The 17,892-nt window shown below is 69.6% G+C and carries 22 protein-coding genes and 1 pseudogene; 9 read left to right on the forward strand and 14 right to left on the reverse strand.

What is annotated here, in order from left to right:
* A partial coding sequence (locus tag ON37_RS18660; protein ID WP_040720974.1) for an AAA family ATPase occupies positions 1–1,033 on the reverse strand: 1,033 nt, incomplete at its 3' end.
* 117 nt (positions 1,034–1,150) lie between these two features.
* Here ON37_RS18660 and ON37_RS18665 point away from each other — a divergent pair.
* On the forward strand, positions 1,151–1,570 hold the full coding sequence (locus ON37_RS18665; protein ID WP_040720975.1) for a nitroreductase family deazaflavin-dependent oxidoreductase: 420 nt from the start codon (positions 1,151–1,153) through the stop codon (positions 1,568–1,570).
* A 50-nt stretch (positions 1,571–1,620) separates the two neighbouring features.
* Here the strand turns inward: ON37_RS18665 and ON37_RS18670 are convergent, their stop codons facing one another.
* From ON37_RS18670 to ON37_RS18695, 6 genes are all read right to left on the reverse strand, one after another.
* On the reverse strand, positions 1,621–2,898 hold the full coding sequence (locus tag ON37_RS18670) for an MFS transporter (RefSeq protein ID WP_040720976.1): 1,278 nt from the start codon (positions 2,896–2,898) through the stop codon (positions 1,621–1,623).
* On the reverse strand, positions 2,895–4,016 hold the full coding sequence (locus tag ON37_RS18675; protein WP_040720977.1) for a PLP-dependent cysteine synthase family protein: 1,122 nt from the start codon (positions 4,014–4,016) through the stop codon (positions 2,895–2,897). Before ON37_RS18675 ends, ON37_RS18670 begins: the two co-directional genes overlap by 4 nt.
* Before the next feature lie 103 nt (positions 4,017–4,119).
* Complete coding sequence (gene lpqS / locus ON37_RS18680; protein WP_157171492.1) at positions 4,120–4,599, reverse strand: putative copper homeostasis (lipo)protein LpqS; 480 nt, start codon at positions 4,597–4,599, stop codon at positions 4,120–4,122.
* A 261-nt stretch (positions 4,600–4,860) separates the two neighbouring features.
* Positions 4,861–5,466, reverse strand: coding sequence for a sigma-70 family RNA polymerase sigma factor (locus ON37_RS18685; RefSeq protein ID WP_083893105.1), 606 nt, complete (start codon positions 5,464–5,466; stop codon positions 4,861–4,863).
* A 491-nt stretch (positions 5,467–5,957) separates the two neighbouring features.
* Positions 5,958–6,158 carry a hypothetical protein gene (locus tag ON37_RS18690; RefSeq protein ID WP_040720980.1) on the reverse strand — a complete coding sequence of 67 codons (201 nt, stop codon included), beginning with the start codon at positions 6,156–6,158 and terminating at the stop codon, positions 5,958–5,960.
* A 162-nt stretch (positions 6,159–6,320) separates the two neighbouring features.
* Positions 6,321–7,517: an alcohol dehydrogenase catalytic domain-containing protein gene (locus ON37_RS18695; RefSeq protein ID WP_040721004.1), complete on the reverse strand. Its 1,197-nt coding sequence runs from the start codon at positions 7,515–7,517 to the stop codon at positions 6,321–6,323.
* Positions 7,518–7,644: 127 nt separating this feature from the next.
* On the opposite strand from ON37_RS18695, the gene ON37_RS18700 reads away from it, so the two are divergent.
* On the forward strand, positions 7,645–8,016 hold the full coding sequence (locus ON37_RS18700) for a hypothetical protein (RefSeq protein ID WP_040720982.1): 372 nt from the start codon (positions 7,645–7,647) through the stop codon (positions 8,014–8,016).
* A gap of 18 nt (positions 8,017–8,034) precedes the next feature.
* Here ON37_RS18700 and ON37_RS18705 read toward each other — a convergent pair whose 3' ends face one another.
* Together ON37_RS18705 and ON37_RS18710 are read right to left on the reverse strand one after the other, a co-directional pair.
* Positions 8,035–8,454, reverse strand: coding sequence for an STAS domain-containing protein (locus tag ON37_RS18705; RefSeq protein WP_040720983.1), 420 nt, complete (start codon positions 8,452–8,454; stop codon positions 8,035–8,037).
* Between the two features lie 199 nt (positions 8,455–8,653).
* Positions 8,654–8,827 (reverse strand): CsbD family protein, encoded by a 174-nt coding sequence (locus tag ON37_RS18710; protein WP_040720985.1) that lies wholly within the window; start codon positions 8,825–8,827, stop codon positions 8,654–8,656.
* Between the two features lie 313 nt (positions 8,828–9,140).
* On the opposite strand from ON37_RS18710, the gene ON37_RS18715 reads away from it, so the two are divergent.
* Positions 9,141–9,737 (forward strand): Rv1733c family protein, encoded by a 597-nt coding sequence (locus tag ON37_RS18715; RefSeq protein ID WP_157171493.1) that lies wholly within the window; start codon positions 9,141–9,143, stop codon positions 9,735–9,737.
* A gap of 25 nt (positions 9,738–9,762) precedes the next feature.
* Here ON37_RS18715 and ON37_RS18720 read toward each other — a convergent pair whose 3' ends face one another.
* The 3 genes from ON37_RS18720 to ON37_RS18730 all read right to left on the reverse strand — a co-directional run bounded on the left by ON37_RS18720 (position 9,763) and on the right by ON37_RS18730 (position 13,613).
* Positions 9,763–9,966, reverse strand: coding sequence for a DUF8691 family protein (locus ON37_RS18720; RefSeq protein ID WP_040720987.1), 204 nt, complete (start codon positions 9,964–9,966; stop codon positions 9,763–9,765).
* 274 nt (positions 9,967–10,240) lie between these two features.
* Positions 10,241–12,193 carry a vWA domain-containing protein gene (locus ON37_RS18725; protein WP_040720989.1) on the reverse strand — a complete coding sequence of 651 codons (1,953 nt, stop codon included), beginning with the start codon at positions 12,191–12,193 and terminating at the stop codon, positions 10,241–10,243.
* 25 nt (positions 12,194–12,218) lie between these two features.
* Positions 12,219–13,613 (reverse strand): ATP-binding protein, encoded by a 1,395-nt coding sequence (locus ON37_RS18730; RefSeq protein ID WP_217999942.1) that lies wholly within the window; start codon positions 13,611–13,613, stop codon positions 12,219–12,221.
* Between the two features lie 421 nt (positions 13,614–14,034).
* On the opposite strand from ON37_RS18730, the gene ON37_RS18735 reads away from it, so the two are divergent.
* Entirely contained in the window at positions 14,035–15,003 is a 969-nt protein-coding gene (locus tag ON37_RS18735; protein WP_040720991.1) for a TIGR03557 family F420-dependent LLM class oxidoreductase, read from the forward strand.
* A 6-nt stretch (positions 15,004–15,009) separates the two neighbouring features.
* Here the strand turns inward: ON37_RS18735 and ON37_RS18740 are convergent, their stop codons facing one another.
* Positions 15,010–15,639 (reverse strand): PAS and ANTAR domain-containing protein, encoded by a 630-nt coding sequence (locus tag ON37_RS18740; RefSeq protein WP_051031766.1) that lies wholly within the window; start codon positions 15,637–15,639, stop codon positions 15,010–15,012.
* Positions 15,640–15,734: 95 nt separating this feature from the next.
* Positions 15,735–16,178 carry an ATP-binding protein gene (locus ON37_RS18745; protein ID WP_245553258.1) on the reverse strand — a complete coding sequence of 148 codons (444 nt, stop codon included), beginning with the start codon at positions 16,176–16,178 and terminating at the stop codon, positions 15,735–15,737.
* A gap of 193 nt (positions 16,179–16,371) precedes the next feature.
* Here ON37_RS18745 and ON37_RS18750 point away from each other — a divergent pair, with 193 nt between their 5' ends.
* The 5 genes and pseudogenes from ON37_RS18750 to ON37_RS18770 form a co-directional block, all read left to right on the forward strand.
* Positions 16,372–16,854: a Na+/H+ antiporter subunit E gene (locus ON37_RS18750; RefSeq protein WP_157171494.1), complete on the forward strand. Its 483-nt coding sequence runs from the start codon at positions 16,372–16,374 to the stop codon at positions 16,852–16,854.
* On the forward strand, positions 16,854–17,105 hold the full coding sequence (locus ON37_RS18755) for an MrpF/PhaF family protein (protein ID WP_040720995.1): 252 nt from the start codon (positions 16,854–16,856) through the stop codon (positions 17,103–17,105). Before ON37_RS18750 ends, ON37_RS18755 begins: the two co-directional genes overlap by 1 nt.
* The gene (locus tag ON37_RS18760) at positions 17,098–17,397 is read left to right on the forward strand and encodes a monovalent cation/H(+) antiporter subunit G (RefSeq protein ID WP_040720997.1); all 300 of its coding nucleotides are present in this window, start codon (positions 17,098–17,100) and stop codon (positions 17,395–17,397) included. The genes ON37_RS18755 and ON37_RS18760 overlap by 8 nt, the downstream gene beginning before the upstream one ends.
* Positions 17,394–17,636: a Na(+)/H(+) antiporter subunit B gene (locus tag ON37_RS18765; RefSeq protein WP_040720999.1), complete on the forward strand. Its 243-nt coding sequence runs from the start codon at positions 17,394–17,396 to the stop codon at positions 17,634–17,636. The genes ON37_RS18760 and ON37_RS18765 overlap by 4 nt, the downstream gene beginning before the upstream one ends.
* Positions 17,633–17,892, forward strand: a pseudogene (locus ON37_RS18770) (sodium:proton antiporter); the annotation flags it as partial. The gene ON37_RS18765 and the pseudogene ON37_RS18770, both read left to right, overlap by 4 nt.

A 17,892-nucleotide genomic window follows, 5' to 3' on the forward strand; every position in this document is an offset into this window, starting at 1 on the left:
CGTCGGCGGGGTCGTCGAGCGCGGCGGCCAAGGCCCGGTGGGCGGCCATGCGCGCGCCGAGCGGGGCCCGCTGGTACACCGCGGCGCGGATCAGCGGATGCCGGAACACGATCGTCTCGGCGGACTCCCCCCGCACCAGCAGCCCGGCATTCTCGGCCGGTGCCAGGTCATCGATTCCGGCGCCACAGGATGCCGCGGCCCGCAGCACCGCCGACAGTTCGCCCGATTCCTCCGCGGCCACGATCAGCAGAATGTCCTGGGTCGAGCGCGGCATCCGGCTGATCCGGCCGTGGAAGGCCAGCTGCAGCCGCTCGGACAGCGCCGGACCGCCCGGGCCGGGTTCGCCGAATCGCTCATCGGTGGCGGCAGCGGCCAATTCGAGCAGGGCCAGCGGATTGCCCTGCGCTTCGGCGAGCAGTCGTGGGCGGGCCGCGGCGGGGAGACCACGGCGGTCGAGCAGGGCAGCGGCCGCTTCCGGCGCGAGACCGGCGAGGCGCCGCTGTGGGAGATCGGCGGCCGGTACGAAACCGGCGTCGTCGCGGGCGGCCATCAGAATCACGACCCCTTCGGCGTACAACCTGCGCGCCGCGAACAACACGGCGTCGAGGGAGGCCCGGTCGAGCCAGTGCGCGTCGTCGATCAGACAGAGCAGGCCGGTGTCGGCGGCGTATTCGGTGAGCAGCGACAGCACCGCCAGACCCACCAGCATCGCATCCCCGCCGACCTCGTCGCCCAGGCGTAACGCCGCCTCGAGTGCGCTGCGCTGCCGCGCCGCAAGCGCGGGCAGACATCCGAGCGCCGGGCGCAACAGCAGTTGCAATCCGGCGAACGGCAGCTCCGCCTCGCTCTCGACGCCCGCGCCCCGCAGGACGCGCAACTCGCCGGCGGTGGCGGCGGCATGGTCGAGCAGTGCCGTCTTTCCGATACCCGGATCCCCGCGCAACACCAGCCATCCGCTGGCCCCGGACCGCGCCCGCGCGAGCAGCTCCGCGATGGCCTCGGTTTCGGCCGTCCGGCCGTACAGCTCAACCATGGCACCCGGTCGCCACGGGTTCGATCACCGACATCGGACCGATGATCGCATATCCGGTGTGGCCGGATGGGCGCGCGCCTCCCCGCCTTCGGCCGCCGTCACCCGCACAATTGCGCCATGAGCGACTGGAATACCGCGATCATCGAGGAATTTCGAGCCAACGAGGGACGCGTCGGCGGCGATTTCGAGGGTGCGCCGATGGTGCTGGTGCATCACCGCGGCCGCAGATCCGGGCGGGAACTGGTGACGCCGATGATGTATCTGCCGGACGACGAGAACCCCGGCACCATCTACGTGTTCGCATCCAAGGCCGGGGCCCCGACCAATCCGGACTGGTACTACAACCTGACCGCCGCCGGCAGCGCCGAGATCGAGCGCGGCACCGAACGCTATCCGGTCACCGTCACCGAGGTGACCGGTGAGCGGCGGGACCGCATCTACGACGAGCAGGCCCGGCGGTACCCGGGATTCGCCGAGTACGCCCGCAAGACCGCCGGAGTGCGCACCATCCCGGTACTGGCACTGCACCGGGCCTGAACGCACCGGTGCGGTGCTCGCGCCATCGCGAGCACCGCACCCCCGGGTCCTCATGCGGAGCCGCGCACCGAATTCGCCGAATTCTCCTCCGGCGCAGTGGATTCCGTTGCCCGGGCCGAGCGGTCCAGCAGGGCGAGCGCGATCGCCGCAACCGCCCCGATGGCGACGAACCCGCCCCACACCAGCTCGTCCAGACCCGCCGACCGCGCCGCGTCGAGCACCGCACCGGTCGCCAGATTGCCGGCCAGAATGCCCACCCCGACCACCGTGTTGTAGAAGCCGTAGTGGGTCGCCACCAGGACACCGCCCGACAGCGAGACCACGGTGTCCATTTCGAACGGGAAGACCGCGGCCGTGCCGACGGCCAGGACCGCGGCCGAAACCACCAGGGCCACCAGGGCTGTCACCGTGCCGAACGGCTGCGGACCGGAAATCACCAGCAGCGGAACGAAACCGGCGGCCAGGACCGACATACCGACGACCAGCGCCCGGCCGGTCCCCCAGCGACGACGGAACCACGCGGTGATGCGCAACTGACCCGCCACCGCGACCACTCCCGACACCACGAACAGTCCCGAAGTCACCGCCTGCCCATGCTCCGGGCTGAGATATTCCGCCTGCAGCGGCAGCGCCAGATAGATCTGGAACGACAGCACATACGATCCGATCATCGCCGCGGCGAAGGCCAGGAAGCGCCGGTTGCGGACCACCGTGCGCCAGTCCTCGAGCACCGATGTCCGCACCGCCGGCTCCACGGCCCGTCGCGGTGGCAACGCGAACAGTTGCGCGACGGTCAGGACGGCGAAGACGACGGCCGCCGCGGCGGCGGTGACCCGGAAATCGGCGACCAGCAGCGCCAGCCCGGCCAGCGGCCCGACCAGGATGCCGGCCTGATAGAAGATGTTGAAGACCGCGAAGGCCTCCACACGGCGGGCTCCGGTCTCGGCCGCCAGATAGGCGCGTACCGCCGGGTTGAACAGTGCCCCGGCGAAACCCGTTGCCGCCGAGGCGATCAGCAGCGTGGGCAGCGAGCCGGCGAAGATCAGCAGGGCGAAACCCGCGGTGCGCAGCAGACAACCGGCCACGATGAGCGGTTTGTATCCCAACCGGTCGGCGAGGGTGCCGCCGACGAGGAACATGCCCTGCTGGGAGAAATTGCGCACGCCGAGCACGAGCCCGACCGCCCACGCCGCCAGCCCGAGCGGGCCCGCGAGATAGCCGGCCAGATACGGCATCAACATGTAGAAGCCCAGGTTGATGCCGAACTGGTTGATCATCAGCAGCCGCGCGGCCGGATCGAAACTGCGGAACTGGGTTACGAGCTTCATCCGTTCGCCCGCCCGTCCTCGTCGAGGGTGCGGGGATCGACGACGGTCGTGCATCGGGTCCACGCGGTCACCACGCGCTCGGCCGGATGGGCGATCACGTCCGGTTCGACCGGTGGATCGGCGGCGAGCAGGTCGTGTTCGGCGCAGTAGGCGTCGTTGTAGACGGTATCGGCATAACGGTGCGGTCCATCGGGAAAGATTGCGGCGATGCGGGTTTCGGCATCGCGCACCCGTGCGGCCCAGCCCGCGACGAGCGCGACCGCGCCGACGCTCCAACCGCCGCTGGCGTGGTGGGTGGCCGCCAGGGTGCGGCAGGCCCATACCGCCTCCGCCGGTGCGACCCAGTGGATTTCGTCGAACGCCGCGTAGTCGACATTGCGGGGGTGGATGCTCGACCCGAGCCCGCGCATGAGCCGAGGCCCGGCGGGTTGTCCGAAGATGGTCGATGCCACGGTATCCACTCCGATCAGGGTGAGATCCGGATTCACCCGGCGCAGGACGCGCGCGACACCCGCCGAATGCCCGCCGGTGCCGACCGCACAGACCAGTACGTCGATTCGACCGAGCTGCTGCAGTAGCTCGAACGCCAACGACTCGTAGCCCTCGACGTTGTCCGGATTGCTGTACTGGTCCGGACACCAGGCATCCGGCTCGGCGGCGAGCAGATCCGCCACCCGGTCGCGCCGGGCCTGCTGCCAGCCGCCCGCCGGGTGGGGTTCGGTGACCGATTCCACCCGGGCACCGTAGGCGCGCAGCAGGCGCACCATCATCGGTTCCATCCCGGGATCGGTGACCACGGTGACCGGGTGGGCGTACACCATTCCGGCCAGCGCCAGACCCAAACCCAGGGTGCCACTGGAGGATTCGATGATGCGTGCGCCCGGGCGCAACTCGCCGCGCTCGGTCGCGCGCCGGACCATGTGCAGAGCCGGGCGGTCCTTCATACCGCCGGGATTGGCGCCCTCGAGTTTGGCCCAGAACCCACGGTCGCGTCCCGACAAGGGTTCACCGATCCACAGCACCGGCGTATTCCCGACCAGACCGCGCGGGCGTCGCGCCGGAATCGGGGCCGGCGCGGCCGCGGGGCCGTGTGGAAGGTCGAGCACTGTCCTGTCCATGACTGTCGCTTTCGGTATCGATCCGCCCCGTTCCGGGCGGTGCAGCTGATTGCGGGCAGCGGACACCGGCCGACGGCCCGGCCGTCGGCCTGTCGCTGACCGATCAGCGGCGGTCGATACTCAGATGCGTCAGAATGTCGCGCCCCGTGCGGGCGGGCGCCGGGCGGATCGGCGGCCCGCGCACAGCGGTCGCGGCCCAACTCGCGAGAGCGGTCACGGCGACTACCGCGACAATCCACCACAGCAGTCCCGCAAGCCCGGGTTTGGTGCCCGCGGGCAGCACCGTATCCAGGGCCGGGTGCCGGTCGTGAGCACAGCAGTCGTCGCGGGCGGGTAGATGGGCGCCGAGATGGGCGAGCGCGGGTTTCGCCGTGTGCGCGGCGGTGGGCACGGCATCGGTCGGGACCGCGAATTCGGGGCCGGCGCAGTCGATGTGCAGGGCGACCAGAGTCAGCAGGGTGATGAAGAACGCCGCCAGCAGACCACGACGCGGCGAGACCACGGGCACGACCGCGGCAGGTGACCGGGTGGCCGAGAACGTTTCGCGGTGATGCCGGGCCCGATGGTCCGGACAAGAGCTCACGAACTCGGCCTCCTCGTCTCGAATACCCTTGTCGCGCAGCGCAGCCCGCGCAGACAGCCAACTGCCCGCAGGACACCGGCACTCTACTACCTACGTACGCAGGTAGTAGAGTACTACGCGCTCACGGGAGCAGGTCCACCCAGTGCGAACACCCGGCTCGATACCAGAGGGTACCCCCAGGGGGTAGGTGTGCGCAATGGTGCGACTCGCCCACGGAGTGACCCACGGAGGGTGATCGGAGTCAGCTCGGGAACCCCGGTTTCACCGCGCCTCCTCGGGTCGACCGGCCGCCAGTCTGGTACCCAGGGTTTTCAATCCGGCCCGGATGCGCGCCTTCGCGGTCGGCACCGGGATCCCCAGATCGTGCGCCACCTCGGGATAGGTGCGGCCACCGTAGAAGGCGAGCAGGATCGCCTCGCGCTGGCGCTGCCCCAGCCGATTCACCTCCCCCGCGACCGACCGTTCGTCCAGCCGCTGGGTGACCTCGTCGAAGACGACGTCCCGTTCCCGGGTGAACTGCCCCTGACCGAAGGCGCGCTCGCGGTCGGCCAGCGACTGCTCGGAGCGCACCCGGTCGACCGCGCGGCGATGCGCGAACATCATCAGCCAGGCCATCGGACTGGCCCGGCCGGCGTCGTAGTCCCCCGCGGCCGACCACGCCTGCAAATACACCTCCTGACATACCTCCTGCGCCAGCACCGGGCTGCGCAGAATCGACGTCAGGCGGGCCATCAGGCGGGGACTCGTCCGACGGTAGAACACGGCAAAGGAATCGGAGTTCCCACTCGCGGTCTCTTGCAGCAAGGTAGCCAGCTCTGCCGCAGCGGTAGTGGAACTACGTTTGCGAGCGCGCTGATCGATGTCCATCGCACACCGTTTTTCGTTTAGCGGGATAGTCGATGCTTCGGGTCAGAGTCGGCCTCGTTGCCGAACTGCCTGTTCATGCTTACTTCGCAGAGCGTCGATGCTCGCGTCCTGGAGCGCCATACCCGGCCGAACCGGTTGAAATCACTCGACCACGCCGTCGAAAGCGGACGACATTCCAAGCATCGAACCTCGAGTGCGGGATGTTAACCAGAATGGCGAAAAATATTGCCTGAAATTATTTCGGCGGTGGTTGTGGCGGATACACATCGAGCCGGCTCACGAATTTCCGGCGCCGCGCGACCGGTGAAACTCACCGGAAATATTTGAGTCCCGCCGTTGTCGGATCCACGATTTCGCCGGCCGTAGCTGCGCACCGAGGAAGGCCGAGCGGGTCTTCTCCGGGGGCGGTCCGGTGCGGCCCCCGACGGCCGCGTAGGCCGGACCCTACGATCCGGCCTACGCTGTCGAGTCCTGTTCCGGGCCTGTGCCGGTCAGCGACCGCCGTGACTGTGCTGACCACCGGCCTGCTTGGCCTCGGTCGGCTGCGCCTGAGCGCCCTTGCGGCCGGCCTCGTGCGGGTCGGCGGCATTGCTCTGACCGAAGCTGCCGGTGCTGGCCTGACCGCCTCGGCGGGCCTGCTCCTCGGTGTCGCGGCGGTTACCGAACTGTCCGGGATTGTTCGGGTCGGCCATTGCGAACCTCCTTCGCAGTAGGGACTCTCCGTATCGCGACCGGTGTCGTTTTCCGGTCACACCGAGCGCACTACCCGGGTCCGCTCCGACTATGCATCCCGGAACGAAAAGATCCTGTGGCACTGGGCGATTCGGGCACGCCGGCGAGGGTGAAAGACCCGGTCAGGCCGCCGGATCCAGCACGACCTTCACCATTCCGCCGGCCTTGCGCTGGAAGTCACGATAGACCCGCGGCGCCTCGGCCAGCGGAAGCCGATGGGTGGCAAAGGATTCCACGCCCAGGGGATCGTCGTCGCCGAGCAGCGGCATGATCTCCGGAGCCCAGCGTTTCACATTGGCCTGTCCCATCCGCAGCTGTATCTGCTTGTCGAACAGAATCCGCATCGGCAGCGGATCGGCCATTCCCCCGTACACCCCCGACAACGAGATCGTGCCGCCGCGCCGGACGATATCGATTGCGCTGTGCAGCGCCGCCAACCGGTCCACGCCGACCGAATCCATCAGCCGCCGCGACACCGTATCGGGCAGGTAGCCGGCCGAACGCTGGGCGAACTCCGCGACCGGGGACCCGTGTGCCTCCATCCCCACGGCGTCGATCACGCTGTCGGCGCCCCGGCCGTCGGTGCCGTCGCGAATCACATCGCCGATCGAGTTACCGACGGTCGCGACGGCATCCAGATCGACCACCTCGATTCCCCGCGCCGCCACCCGCTGCATCCGGTCCGGTACCCGGTCCACGCCGATCACCCGGTACCCGTGGTGGGCGGCGATCCGGCAGGCCATATCCCCGATCGGCCCCAGCCCCAGCACCACGAGGGTGCCACCCTCGGGCACCGCGGCGTATTCGACCGCCTGCCATGCGGTCGGCAACACATCCGACAGGTACAGGAAGCGGCTGTCGTCGGGGCCGGGCGGAATCGGGATGTGGGTGAAGTCGGCATGCGGCACCCGCAGGTACTGCGCCTGCGCACCCGGCACCTGACCGTAGAGTTTGGAATAGCCGAACAGGGCCGCGCCGCTGCCGTACGCGCGCACCTGAGTGGTCTCGCACTGGGTAGGCAGACCCGTATCGCACATCACGCAGTGCCCGCAGGCGATCTGGAACGGCACCACCACCCGATCCCCCACCGACAGCGTCCGCACCTCGGATCCGACCTCCACCACCTCACCGATCGGTTCGTGGCCGAGTACGTCGCCCCGACTCATATAGGGACCCAGCACCTCGTACAGATGCAGATCCGATCCGCAGACGCCCGAGGAGGTCACGGCGATGACGGCGTCGGTCGGTTGCTCGATCCGGGGATCGGGCACGTCCTCCACCGACACCTTCCGGCGGCCCTGCCATGTCACTGCCTTCATCGCTGTCACCTCGATCTGCGTCGATGCGGATACGGCCATGGCGTGGCTACCCGGGGCCGGAATGCGCAAACGACGGCGCGGCCGCACTGACCGGTTTGCCGCCCGCGATAGCGGGCACGCGCACCACATGGCTGCAAAAGAATCCGACGATGACCTGCTGAGCTCGACCGAGGGTCTGGATTCCGACGATGTCGGAAACGACGACGGGGACGAGATCGTCGAGCCGCCCGACGACTGGTCCGGCGCCGACTCCTACGGGATGACCGCCGGTGAGCAACGCACGGAACGACCGCTGTCGCAACGACTGGCCGAGGAGGAGCCCGATGTGGGCGCCGGAGCGCCCGCCGAACCGGGCCTGCCCGAATCCGGAACCACCGAAGGCTTGGACACCATTCGCTCCGATTCACCGACCGGATCGAGTGATGCCGACGCGGTGGAGGAAATCGTGCGCCGCGAACGAGGCACCGACGACGATTCCTATTTTCCGCTCCCGGACTGAGGCCGGCTCGCCCGGCGGCTATCCCGCCCGCGGTGCGCAGCTGACGGCGCTGACCACCGTGGAATGGATCGCCAGCCGCCGGGTCACCGGTTCCAGGGCCGCGATCCGCAGAATGGTCGGTGACTGCGTCACCAGGCAGATGTGCACGCCGCGGGAGCGATAGTGGTCGGCCGCCTGCGCCAGCGCCAGCAGGGCGCGCCAGGACAGGAATCCGAGACAGTTGGTATCGACCACCACGATGGATGTGCCGCTCTCGGCGGCGGAGCGGATGCGTTCGATCCAGCCCTCCATCGCGAAGCTGTCGGCTTCGCCACGAAACGACAGCACCACTGCCGGGCCGCGGGTGCGTACCACCGCTGTCAAGCGGGACTGCGCACTGCGATCGATCTCCGCTTCGTCGACCGCGGGGACAGGACGTAATTCGGCGCTCGAGCTCATTGAGGTCTCCAACCGGAGCCGAGGGCAACGGGCGACATGCCCGCAGCGGGCGTCCTACCGCATGAAGACCGAACCCGCGCCTTCCTTCTTAACAGAGACGGAGTGGTCTGTACACCCGAATCATGCAGATCGGGCGAATACGACGAAACCCGGGCCGGGCGCGCCTGCGCTGCACCGGCCCGGGCTCCGCTCCGGACGATCAGTTGCCGAAGGCGTCCTTGACCTTCTCACCGGCATCCTTCAGATTCGATTTCGTCTGGTCGGCCTTGCCTTCGTTCTCCTTGTCCCGGTCACCCGCGGCGGCGCCGAGCTTCTCCTTGGCCTGACCGGCGGCGTCCTCGAGCTTGTTCTTCGCCTTATCGATGGCGCTCATAGATGTGCTCCTTCCGAATTGGCCGGACGACCCGTCTCATACGGGCCGCATCGACGCGATAACCGGATACGGCGGGGTCAAACCTCTGGCGAGTGCGACGCCACCGCCCGCATCCCCGGTTTGGGGCGCCGCACCGGGGATATCTCTGCACCGTGCCACGCCGTCCGGACGGTCCGGCACGGCTTCCGGGTGGCATGCCGGCGGAGCGACGGCCCGAGCCCTGCGCGGTTCGCCGCCTCGGCCGTTCTCCGGCGGCCCGACCCGCAACGGGCACCGTGAGCACAGTCGCGACCGCGGCCAGGTGGGAGAGGAAATGGTGCGCACAACGTCGAGGGTGCTGCGAGCCGGCCGGCTGGCGCCGTGGACCCGCTCACCGCTGATGCGTCCCGCCGACCGCTTCGAACAGGGATTGCGGCTGGCACTGGTCGTCGCCGCGGTGGCGGCCCTCGCCCTGGCCGTCGCGGTCGGTGGCGCCCGATACCAGTCCGCCGCGGCTCGCATCCAGGCCGAGAATTCCTCGAAAACCGCTGTGACGGCGGTGATCACGTCCGATCCGGTTCGATTGCCGGCACCGAGCGCGATGTTCGCCGACCAGCTGCGGGCGCAGGCGCAATGGAACCACGACGGACGAGCCGGCGACGCCACGGTCGACGTCGAGGCCACCACCCACCGCGGCGACCACGTTCCGCTGTGGCTCGACCCCCACGGCGATCCGACCACGCCGCCGATCGCCGACGATGTCGCCGCCGCCCAGGGCGTTGCCGGCGGGACGGCGGCACTGCTCGTCTGCTGGGCGTTGGCCTATGCGATCGCCCGGGGCGCGGCCTACTGCCTGGACCGCCATCGAGCCGCCGAATGGGAACGCGAGTGGCGACTCATCGATCCGCGGGTCGGCCAGGATCGGGCCTGAACACCCGCGGGCGCTGCGAGACCGCTCAGTCCGGCAGCCGCCGCATCTCGAGCACCGTCAAGCCCAGCGCGTCGAGGCGGGCGAGCACACCACGCATGGCCGTGTAATCGGGCAGGGCGCCGAAGAGCGTCGTGCTTCCGGGCGTCGCGACGGTGCTGCGCGTGAGTTCGGGGAATTCGGCGAGCGCTCGGTCGGAAAGGTCGCCGTCGACGACGAATTCGTACCGCATCGCGCACCGCCTCTCGTTTCGAAACCGCGCGCGCGATACCCGACCCGCGCGACCCGTTCAGTCGACCCCGAACCCGGCGACGGCGCGTCACCCGTTGCGGGTGATCCGGCGCGACCGGAGGACGCGCATTGTCCGCTCGCCCCGCCGGCACGCAAATGTCTTGAGGCACTCGGGATTCGGATGAGGATGGAGCCATGACGGACAACACGGTGACCTTGCGGACTCGGCCGGCCGTAACCGAGATCGGATCAGCGGCGGCAGCCGTCCAGACCACTCAGCGGCGGCGGCCGTGCAGATAGTCCGAGACGACGGCCGCTCCGAGCCCGTCCAGCTCCGGGGCGATCACCCGGCCGCCGCTGCGGCGGGCCATCAGGTCGACGAATGCCGCCAGGCGGGGATTCTCACCGAGGATGAACACCGAGACCGAGGCGCCGAGTTTCGCGAGGGCGTCGACCTGGGCCAGCGTCACCGCCAGAGTGCGGGTCTCCGGCGGCCAGTTGAAGTACGAGGAACCGTCGGGTTCCAGGTATGCGGTCGGCTCACCGTCGGTGACCACCAGGACCACCGGGACGGCATCGGGATGCCGGCGCAGATGGCGGGCCGCCAGCAGCAGTGCGTGATGCAGATTGGTGCCCTGCTCCCACACCGCCTCCAGGCCGGTCAGCTCCGCGATGTCGACCTCGGTGGCATGCCGGCCGAAGGTGATGACTTGCAAAGCGTCGGAACGGAATCGGGTGCTGATCAATTGATGCAGCGCGAGCGCGGTCCGCTTCATCGGCAACCAGCGCCCGTCCTGCACCATCGACCACGAGGTGTCGACGCACAGGGCGACCGCGGCCCGGGACCGCTGATCGGTTTCGGTGATCTCCACATCGGAGACCGCCAGCGAGACCCGGCGGCTGCCGGTGGAGGCCGAACGCAACACCGCGTTGCGCACGGTTTTCGACACGTCCCAGGGCTCGGTGTCGCCGAACCGCCACGGGCGGGTCGCGCCGGTGGGCTCCCCCGCCGCGCCGGCGGTGATGGTTTCGCGCTGTCCGCGCCGGGTGCGCAACCGGCCGATCACATCCCGCAGCGCGACCTCGCCGAGGCGGCGTAACGCCTTGGGCGTCAATCGAAGTGATCCGTCCGGCGCCCGCTCGAACAGACCCTGGCGGCGCAGTTCGCGTTCCAATTCGGCCAGCCGCGCCGCGTCCACCGCGGCCTCCGCCCCCAGCTGCCGAGTCAGCGCGTCGAGGTCGATGTCCTCGAGCCGGGCGCCGGGATAGGACTGGGCGAGCTGCTCGGCGAGCGCGTCCAGTTCCGCCAGATCCTGCATGGCCCGCGCACCTTCCCCGAGCCCGAGCGGATCCTCACCGCGGAAGCGCTGACCGGACTCCCAGTCCTCGCCCGGGCGCAGCGCCCGCAACTGCGCGTCGAGAGCGGCCACCTGCTCGGCGATGCGCGAGTCGCCGAAGGCCTGACCGATCAGCTCACTCAGTTCGGCCTGCTGCTGGGGGGTCAGGGAATTCATCATCCGCTGCGCTGCCGCGGCGCGCGCTGCCAGCGCATCGATCAATTCCTCGGTGTTGCGCGGATTTTCGGGAAAGAACTCGCCGTGCTCGGCCATGAACTCGGCGAAGCGCTGCTCGGTGTTCTCGCCGCGGGCATGGGCGGCGAGTAGCTCGTTGAGGTCGGACATCATCTGCCGCACCCGTTCCACATCAGCGGGCGTGGCGTTCTCGAGCGCCTGCTTCATCCCCTCGAACCGGGAGTCGAGCAGTTCCCGGCCGAGCAGGTCGCGAATGCGCTCGTAGTTGTCGCGGCCGGTCTGCGAGCGCCACGGGTAGTCGGCGAGTTCGGCCACCGCGGCGGCCGTTCCGGTGGGCAGGGCGTCGAGTTGCGCCTCGGCGAAGCGCGCCTCGTCGGCGGGATCGGGGAACAATTCCGCACGCTCGGCCGCGAGCGCCTGGTCGAGCAGTTCGCGTACCTGCGCCAGGGTGCCGTCCAGGCGGTGCCGGCGGGTCAGCTGGGCGCGGCGCTGCCACACCCGCCGGGTCAGATCGTCGAGACCGGGCGTGGTCCCGGTGCCGCGGCGCAGCAGTTCCTCGAGCGCGGCGCGCGGGGAGCTGCCCTCCATCACGTCGCGCCCGATCCGGTCCAGCGCGTCACGCAGATCCAGCGGCGGCGCCAGCGGGTCGGGTCCGTCGTGATACGGACCGTAGGAATAGCGGTCGGGGGCTGTCATGGTGTCTCACATCGTCGTTCGATGGTCAGGAGCCGTAGGTGGCGGTGCCGTCCTCGGAATCCTTGGCGAGCCGGCGGCTCAGATACAGTGCCTCCAAGGCGAATTCGACGGCCGCGGCGATCCGGGCCGGCGAATCGGTGGCGGCCACGCCCAGTCGCTCGGCGACGCGTTGCAACACCGGCAGTTCCGGCAGCGCGGCCAGGACGTCCTGCCCCGGAACTCGTTCCCCGGTGGTGACCGGATGCCCCTCGCTCACCGCGTCGGCCAGCGGGCCCAGATCGACCCCGGCCAACCGGCGGCGAGCGGTGTCGGCGAAGGCGCGCCGCAGCAGGTGGGTGAGATGTTCGGTTTCGCGGCCCTCCTCCCCCGATTCGAATTCCACCTTGCCGCGCAGTACCGCGGGCACCGACTCCAGATCCACCGGGCGGGCTACCGCCGGACGTTCACCGGTCAGGGCCGTGCGGCGCAGCGCGGCGGCGGCGACGGTCTCGGCGGCGGCCACCGCGAAACGCGCCGACACACCCGAGCGCTGGTCCACCGCCGGGGATTCCCGCAACTGCCGCACGAACCGGGCCAACACCTCGAGCAGCGGGTCGCCCACCTCGGCCACCAGCTGGGCCTCCTGCCGGACCAGTGCGGTCTCGGCCGCCACGTCGAGCGGATAGTGGGTGCGGATCTCCGCGCCGAAGCGGTCCTTGAGCGGGGTGATGATGCGGCCGCGGTTGGTGTAGTCCTCCGGATTGGCGGTGGCCACCAGCAGCACATCCAGGGGCAGGCGCAGCGTGTAGCCACGGACCTGGATGTCGCGTTCCTCCATGACGTTCAGCAACGCGACCTGGATCCGCTCGGCGAGATCCGGCAGTTCGTTGATGGCGACGATGCCGCGGTGGGCGCGCGGCACCAAGCCGAAGTGGATGGTCTCCGGATCGCCCAGGCTGCGCCCCTCGGCCACCTTCACCGGATCGACATCGCCGATCAGATCGCCGACGGAGGTGTCCGGCGTCGCGAGCTTCTCCGCATACCGTTCGCTGCGGTGGCGCCAGGTCACCGGCAGCGCGTCACCCAATTCGGCGGCCAGGCGGCGACCGGCCGGACTGATCGGGTCCAGCGGATGCTCGCCCAATTCGGTGCCGTCGATGACCGGCGTCCATTCGTCGAGCAGTCCGACCAGCGTGCGCAGCAGGCGGGTTTTGCCCTGGCCGCGTTCGCCGAGCAGCACCACGTCGTGCCCGGCGAGCAGCGCGCGTTCGAGCTGCGGGACGACGGTGCGATCGAAGCCGACGATTCCGGGCCACGGGTCGGTCCCGGATTCCAGTGCGGCGAGCAGATTCTCGCGGATCTCGGTTTTCACACCGCGGGGCTGGTATCCGGCGGCGCGCAGTTCGCCCGCGGTGGCGGGCAGATGCTGAGGAACACTCACCACAGCGACGCTACGACGATCCGCCGGGTCCGACAACGGTCGCGCGCGACTTACGTGGCGACCGTCGGGGCCCGCGGCAGCGATGCGAGCGCGTGCACGACGGTGGGATGGATCGCCAGCGCGGCGGTCACCGGATCCACCGCGGCCATCCGGGCGATCGTCGGCGCGCGGCTGACCAGGCAGATCGCGATTCCCCGCGTTCGATACTCGGCGGCCTCCTCGGCCAGGACGGCCAGCGCGCGCCAGGCGGGGGCCGTGGACCCCCTCGACTACCTCGCGGAACCTCACCGACTGCTCCGCTTCTTCTTCATAACAGAGACGAAGCGGTCTGTATAGACCGGGCGGTCCGATCGCTACCCGGTTGTATCCGGTGCGGATGGGTAGCCGAGGGACGACTGTCCACGCACGTGAGGAGCCCCGCATGCAGATCGGCTACAAACTGGCGTCGGAAGCCTTCGGCCCGCGCGAACTGATCCGCCAGGCGATCCGTGCCGAAGCGGCCGGATTCGACTTCGTGGAGATGAGCGACCACTACCACCCATGGCTCGACAACCAGGGTCATTCCCCGTTCACCTGGACGGTGTTCGGCGCGATCGCCGAACGCACCGACCGCATCGATCTCGTCACCGGCGTCACCTGCCCGATCCTGCGCTACCACCCGGCGATCGTGGCGCAGGCCGCGGCGACGCTGGCGCTGGTATCCGACGGCCGGTTTCGCTTCGGCGTCGGATCCGGTGAGCGCCTGAACGAACATGTGGTCGGCCGGGAATTCCCACCGGTCGACATCCGGCATCGAATGTTCCGGGAAGCGCTCGAGATCATCCGACTGCTGTGGCAAGGCGGCTACCGGACCTATCGCGGTGAGTACCTGTCGATTTCGGATGCGCGGATCTTCGATCTGCCCGAGCGGCTACCGGACATCATCGTCGCGGCCGGCGGGCCGGAGGCGGCCCGGATCGCGGCCGAACTCGGCGACGGTCTGTTCGCCACCGAGCCGAACCCGCAGCTGGTCGACACCTATCGCGGCGCCGGCGGCCGCGGCGGCGGTTACGCCGAGGTCGGTGTGGCGTGGGCGCCCGACGAGCAGAGCGCGGCCGACGCCGCCCTGGACACCTCACGCTGGGCGCTCACCGGCTGGAAGGTGATGAGCGAGTTGCCGAATCCGGCCAACTTCGCCGCGGCCACCGGCACCGTCCGGCGCGAGGACATTCTGGACCAGTTCGCGTGCGGGCCGGATCCCAAACGCTATCTGGAAGCCGCCCAGCAGTATGTGGACGCCGGATTCGACCATCTGGTCATGCAGAACGCGGGTCCCGATCCGGACGGCTTCATCGACTTCTACCGCAGCGAACTCGACGGCCCGCTGCGCGAACTCACCCCGGCGCGCTGACGACGCTCACTCCGGCCGCACCCGTTCGTGCACGGTCAGCAGCAGATGGTCGAATGCGGTGCGGCCCTGGGCGGGCCAGCCACCGAGTTGCGGCAACTCGACGACGAGTTGCTCGGCCAGCGCCCGCAGCTTGGTGTTGGTTTCCTGGGATCGCCACGACAACACCCGGAAGGCCTGCTCGGGCGAGATCGCGTAGGCGGCCATCAGTGCCCCCTTGGCCTGTTCGATTGCGGCCCGGGCTTCGAACAACTCCGGCAGCGCGCTGGTCAGGGTCTGCCGCCGCTGTTCGGCCAGCGTATCGGTGACGTCGATGTAATAACCCGCGGTGCCGGCGACCTGGCCGTCCGCGTCGAGCAGCCCGTCGCCCACCACGAGCACATCGTGAGTTTCGCCGCGCGTATCGATGATGCGATGCCGGCTGCAGAACGGCTCGGCCTTCTCCACCGCACGAGCCAGCGTGTTCTCGACCTGTTCGCGGTCGTCGGGATGTTTGTGCTCGAGCAGCAACTCGGTGGTCGGTGTGACCGTGCCCGGCCGATACCCGTGCATCGCCGCCACCTCGTCCGACCACTCCCAACGCTGGTCGGCGAACCAGAACCGGAAGCTGCCGACGTTGTCCGAGTTGCCCGCACCCATGACGCCTTCGATCTCGGCGTCACCGTGCGAAAGCCCCTGATCCTGTCTCACCTCACGAGTATGCCGCGTGCGCGCGTCGCCGTCGGCACCGGTCGTCAGGTCGCGCTGTGCTGACGCAGCCGGCGAAAGTCCACCGTCACCGGATACCCCGACACCTCGGGATCGAAGGGGGCGGTGCTGGCCTCCAAGGCGTCGGTGATGGAGGTCAGCACGTGCCAGCCGAGCCCGTCGCGGTGTAGTGCCTCGGGCGTCACGGCGACCGCGCTGACCGTCACGGTCATCTGTTGCCCGTCGTAGCCGAAATCGCATTCGATCGACGATCCGGGTACCGCGCGTTCGATCAGCGCGGTGGCGATCTCGTCCAAGGCCACTCGGATATCGGTCACCTCGTCCAGCGCGAATTCGGCCATCAGTGCGACCGTTTCGGCCAGGGCACGCAACATGAGCAATTGGCGCGACTCCGCGAGCACTCGCACGCCGACCACCGAACCCGGAGGTGTCGGGTCCGCCGACGGCGAAATCCACTCGCTCACCGACACATGCTCTCCTTCCGCCCACGGCGCACCACATTGTTCGCTCGTCGACGCCGATACCCGGGCACCACGGTAACCAAACGTCTGCGCCGAGCCCCCGGACGCGGGGGTCGGCGATTGACGACCGGTACGCCGGGTACCCGCGACGCGAGCAGGTGCGCGGCCCGCATCGCGCACCCGAGCGACGAGGAGTATGCCGATGCGCCGAGGCGGTGTCGCGGTGGAGGCCGCGGCCTGGTGGCTGATCTGTGTGGTGGTGTGGCAGGCGACGATTACGGCGGCGGCGTGGGCGGAAGTGATCGCCGCGGCGGTACTGGCGGTGCCGTGCGCGGTGGCGGCCTGCGCGGCACGGCGGGTGGTCGGCGGTCGCTGGCGGCCGCCGCCGCACCTGCCGCAATGGATCGCGCACACCGCGGTCGCGGTGCTGCGTGACGGTGCCGGCGCGTTCGCCCTCGTCCTACGGGGCCGGCGCCCGGTCGGTCGATTCAGCGAATTCCCCTTGGCCGCAACCGGTTCCGAGGCGCAACGAGCCGGGTGCGAGGCGGCGGCGACGGTCCTGCTGTCGGCGACCCCCGGATCGCTGGTGGTGTTCAGCGATCCGGAGTCCGCCCGGCTGCGGCTGCACACCCTGCCCATCCCCGAATCCGGCGTGCAGCGCGCGATCCGCGGCAGGGACCGCTGATGTGGACGGTGGCCTCGATCGCACTGCTCGCCGGAGCCACCCCACCGGCGATCTGGTTGTCCGCGCGCGGCACCGCGGCACACCGCCTGGTCGGACTCCAGATGGTCTCGACGGTCACCGTCCTCGTACTGATCACGGCGAGCCTCGCCGCCGGGCGCTCCGACTATCTCATCGTGGCGACCGTGCTGGTGCTGCTGGCCTTCGCCGGCACCCTCGTCTTCACGCGTCTGATCGGAGCCGCCGATGACTGATCCGACGACGACGGCAGCGGCTGTCGCGCTCGGCGCGGCGACCGTGGTGGCGGTCGGGGCGTGCTGGGCCGCGGTGCGCCCCCGCGGGGTGTACGCGCGCCTGCACTACCCCGGCATCCTCACCTCGGTGAGCGGGCCGCTGCTGACCTTGGCGGTACTGCTCGACTACGGCATCGGGCTGACCACCGCGACCGTGGCGCTCACCACGGCCCTGCTGTGGTTCACCGCGCCCGTGGCCGCGGCCGCGGTGGGCAAACTCGAGGTGATCGTGGACGAACGGAAACCGTCGTGACCGTCCTGATCGCAATCGCCCTGGTCCTGGTCGCCGTCGCGGCGACGGTCGTGGTGTGGACCGACAATCCGCAGCGGCAGGCGGTGGTGCTCGGCGTCTACGGCGCCCTGCTGGCGCCCTTGTTCCTGGTGCTCGGGGCGCCGGATGTGGCGCTGTCGCAGATCGCGGTCGGCACCGCGGTGGTTCCGCTGATGGTGCTGCTGACCGTGCGCGCGGTACGCAAACGGGGCCGGTCGTGAGCGGCCGCGTGCGGCTGGCGGTGTTCCTGGCCGGAGCGCTCGGACTGGGAATCGCCGTGGTGGTCGCGATTCTGCGAATTCCCGGATTCGGCAACGACTTTCATCCGTATCGCGACGCCGCGGTGGCCGCGGCCCTGGATCGGCACAGCCCGAATGTCGTGTCGTCGATCAACTTCGATCAGCGCGGCCTGGACACCGTCGGCGAGGAGGCCATTCTCGTGGCCGCGGTCGTCGGCGCCGCCACGCTGCTGCGCCG

This window comes from Nocardia veterana NBRC 100344 (genome assembly GCF_000308855.1).
GTDB classification, from domain to species: Bacteria; Actinomycetota; Actinomycetes; order Mycobacteriales; family Mycobacteriaceae; genus Nocardia; species Nocardia veterana.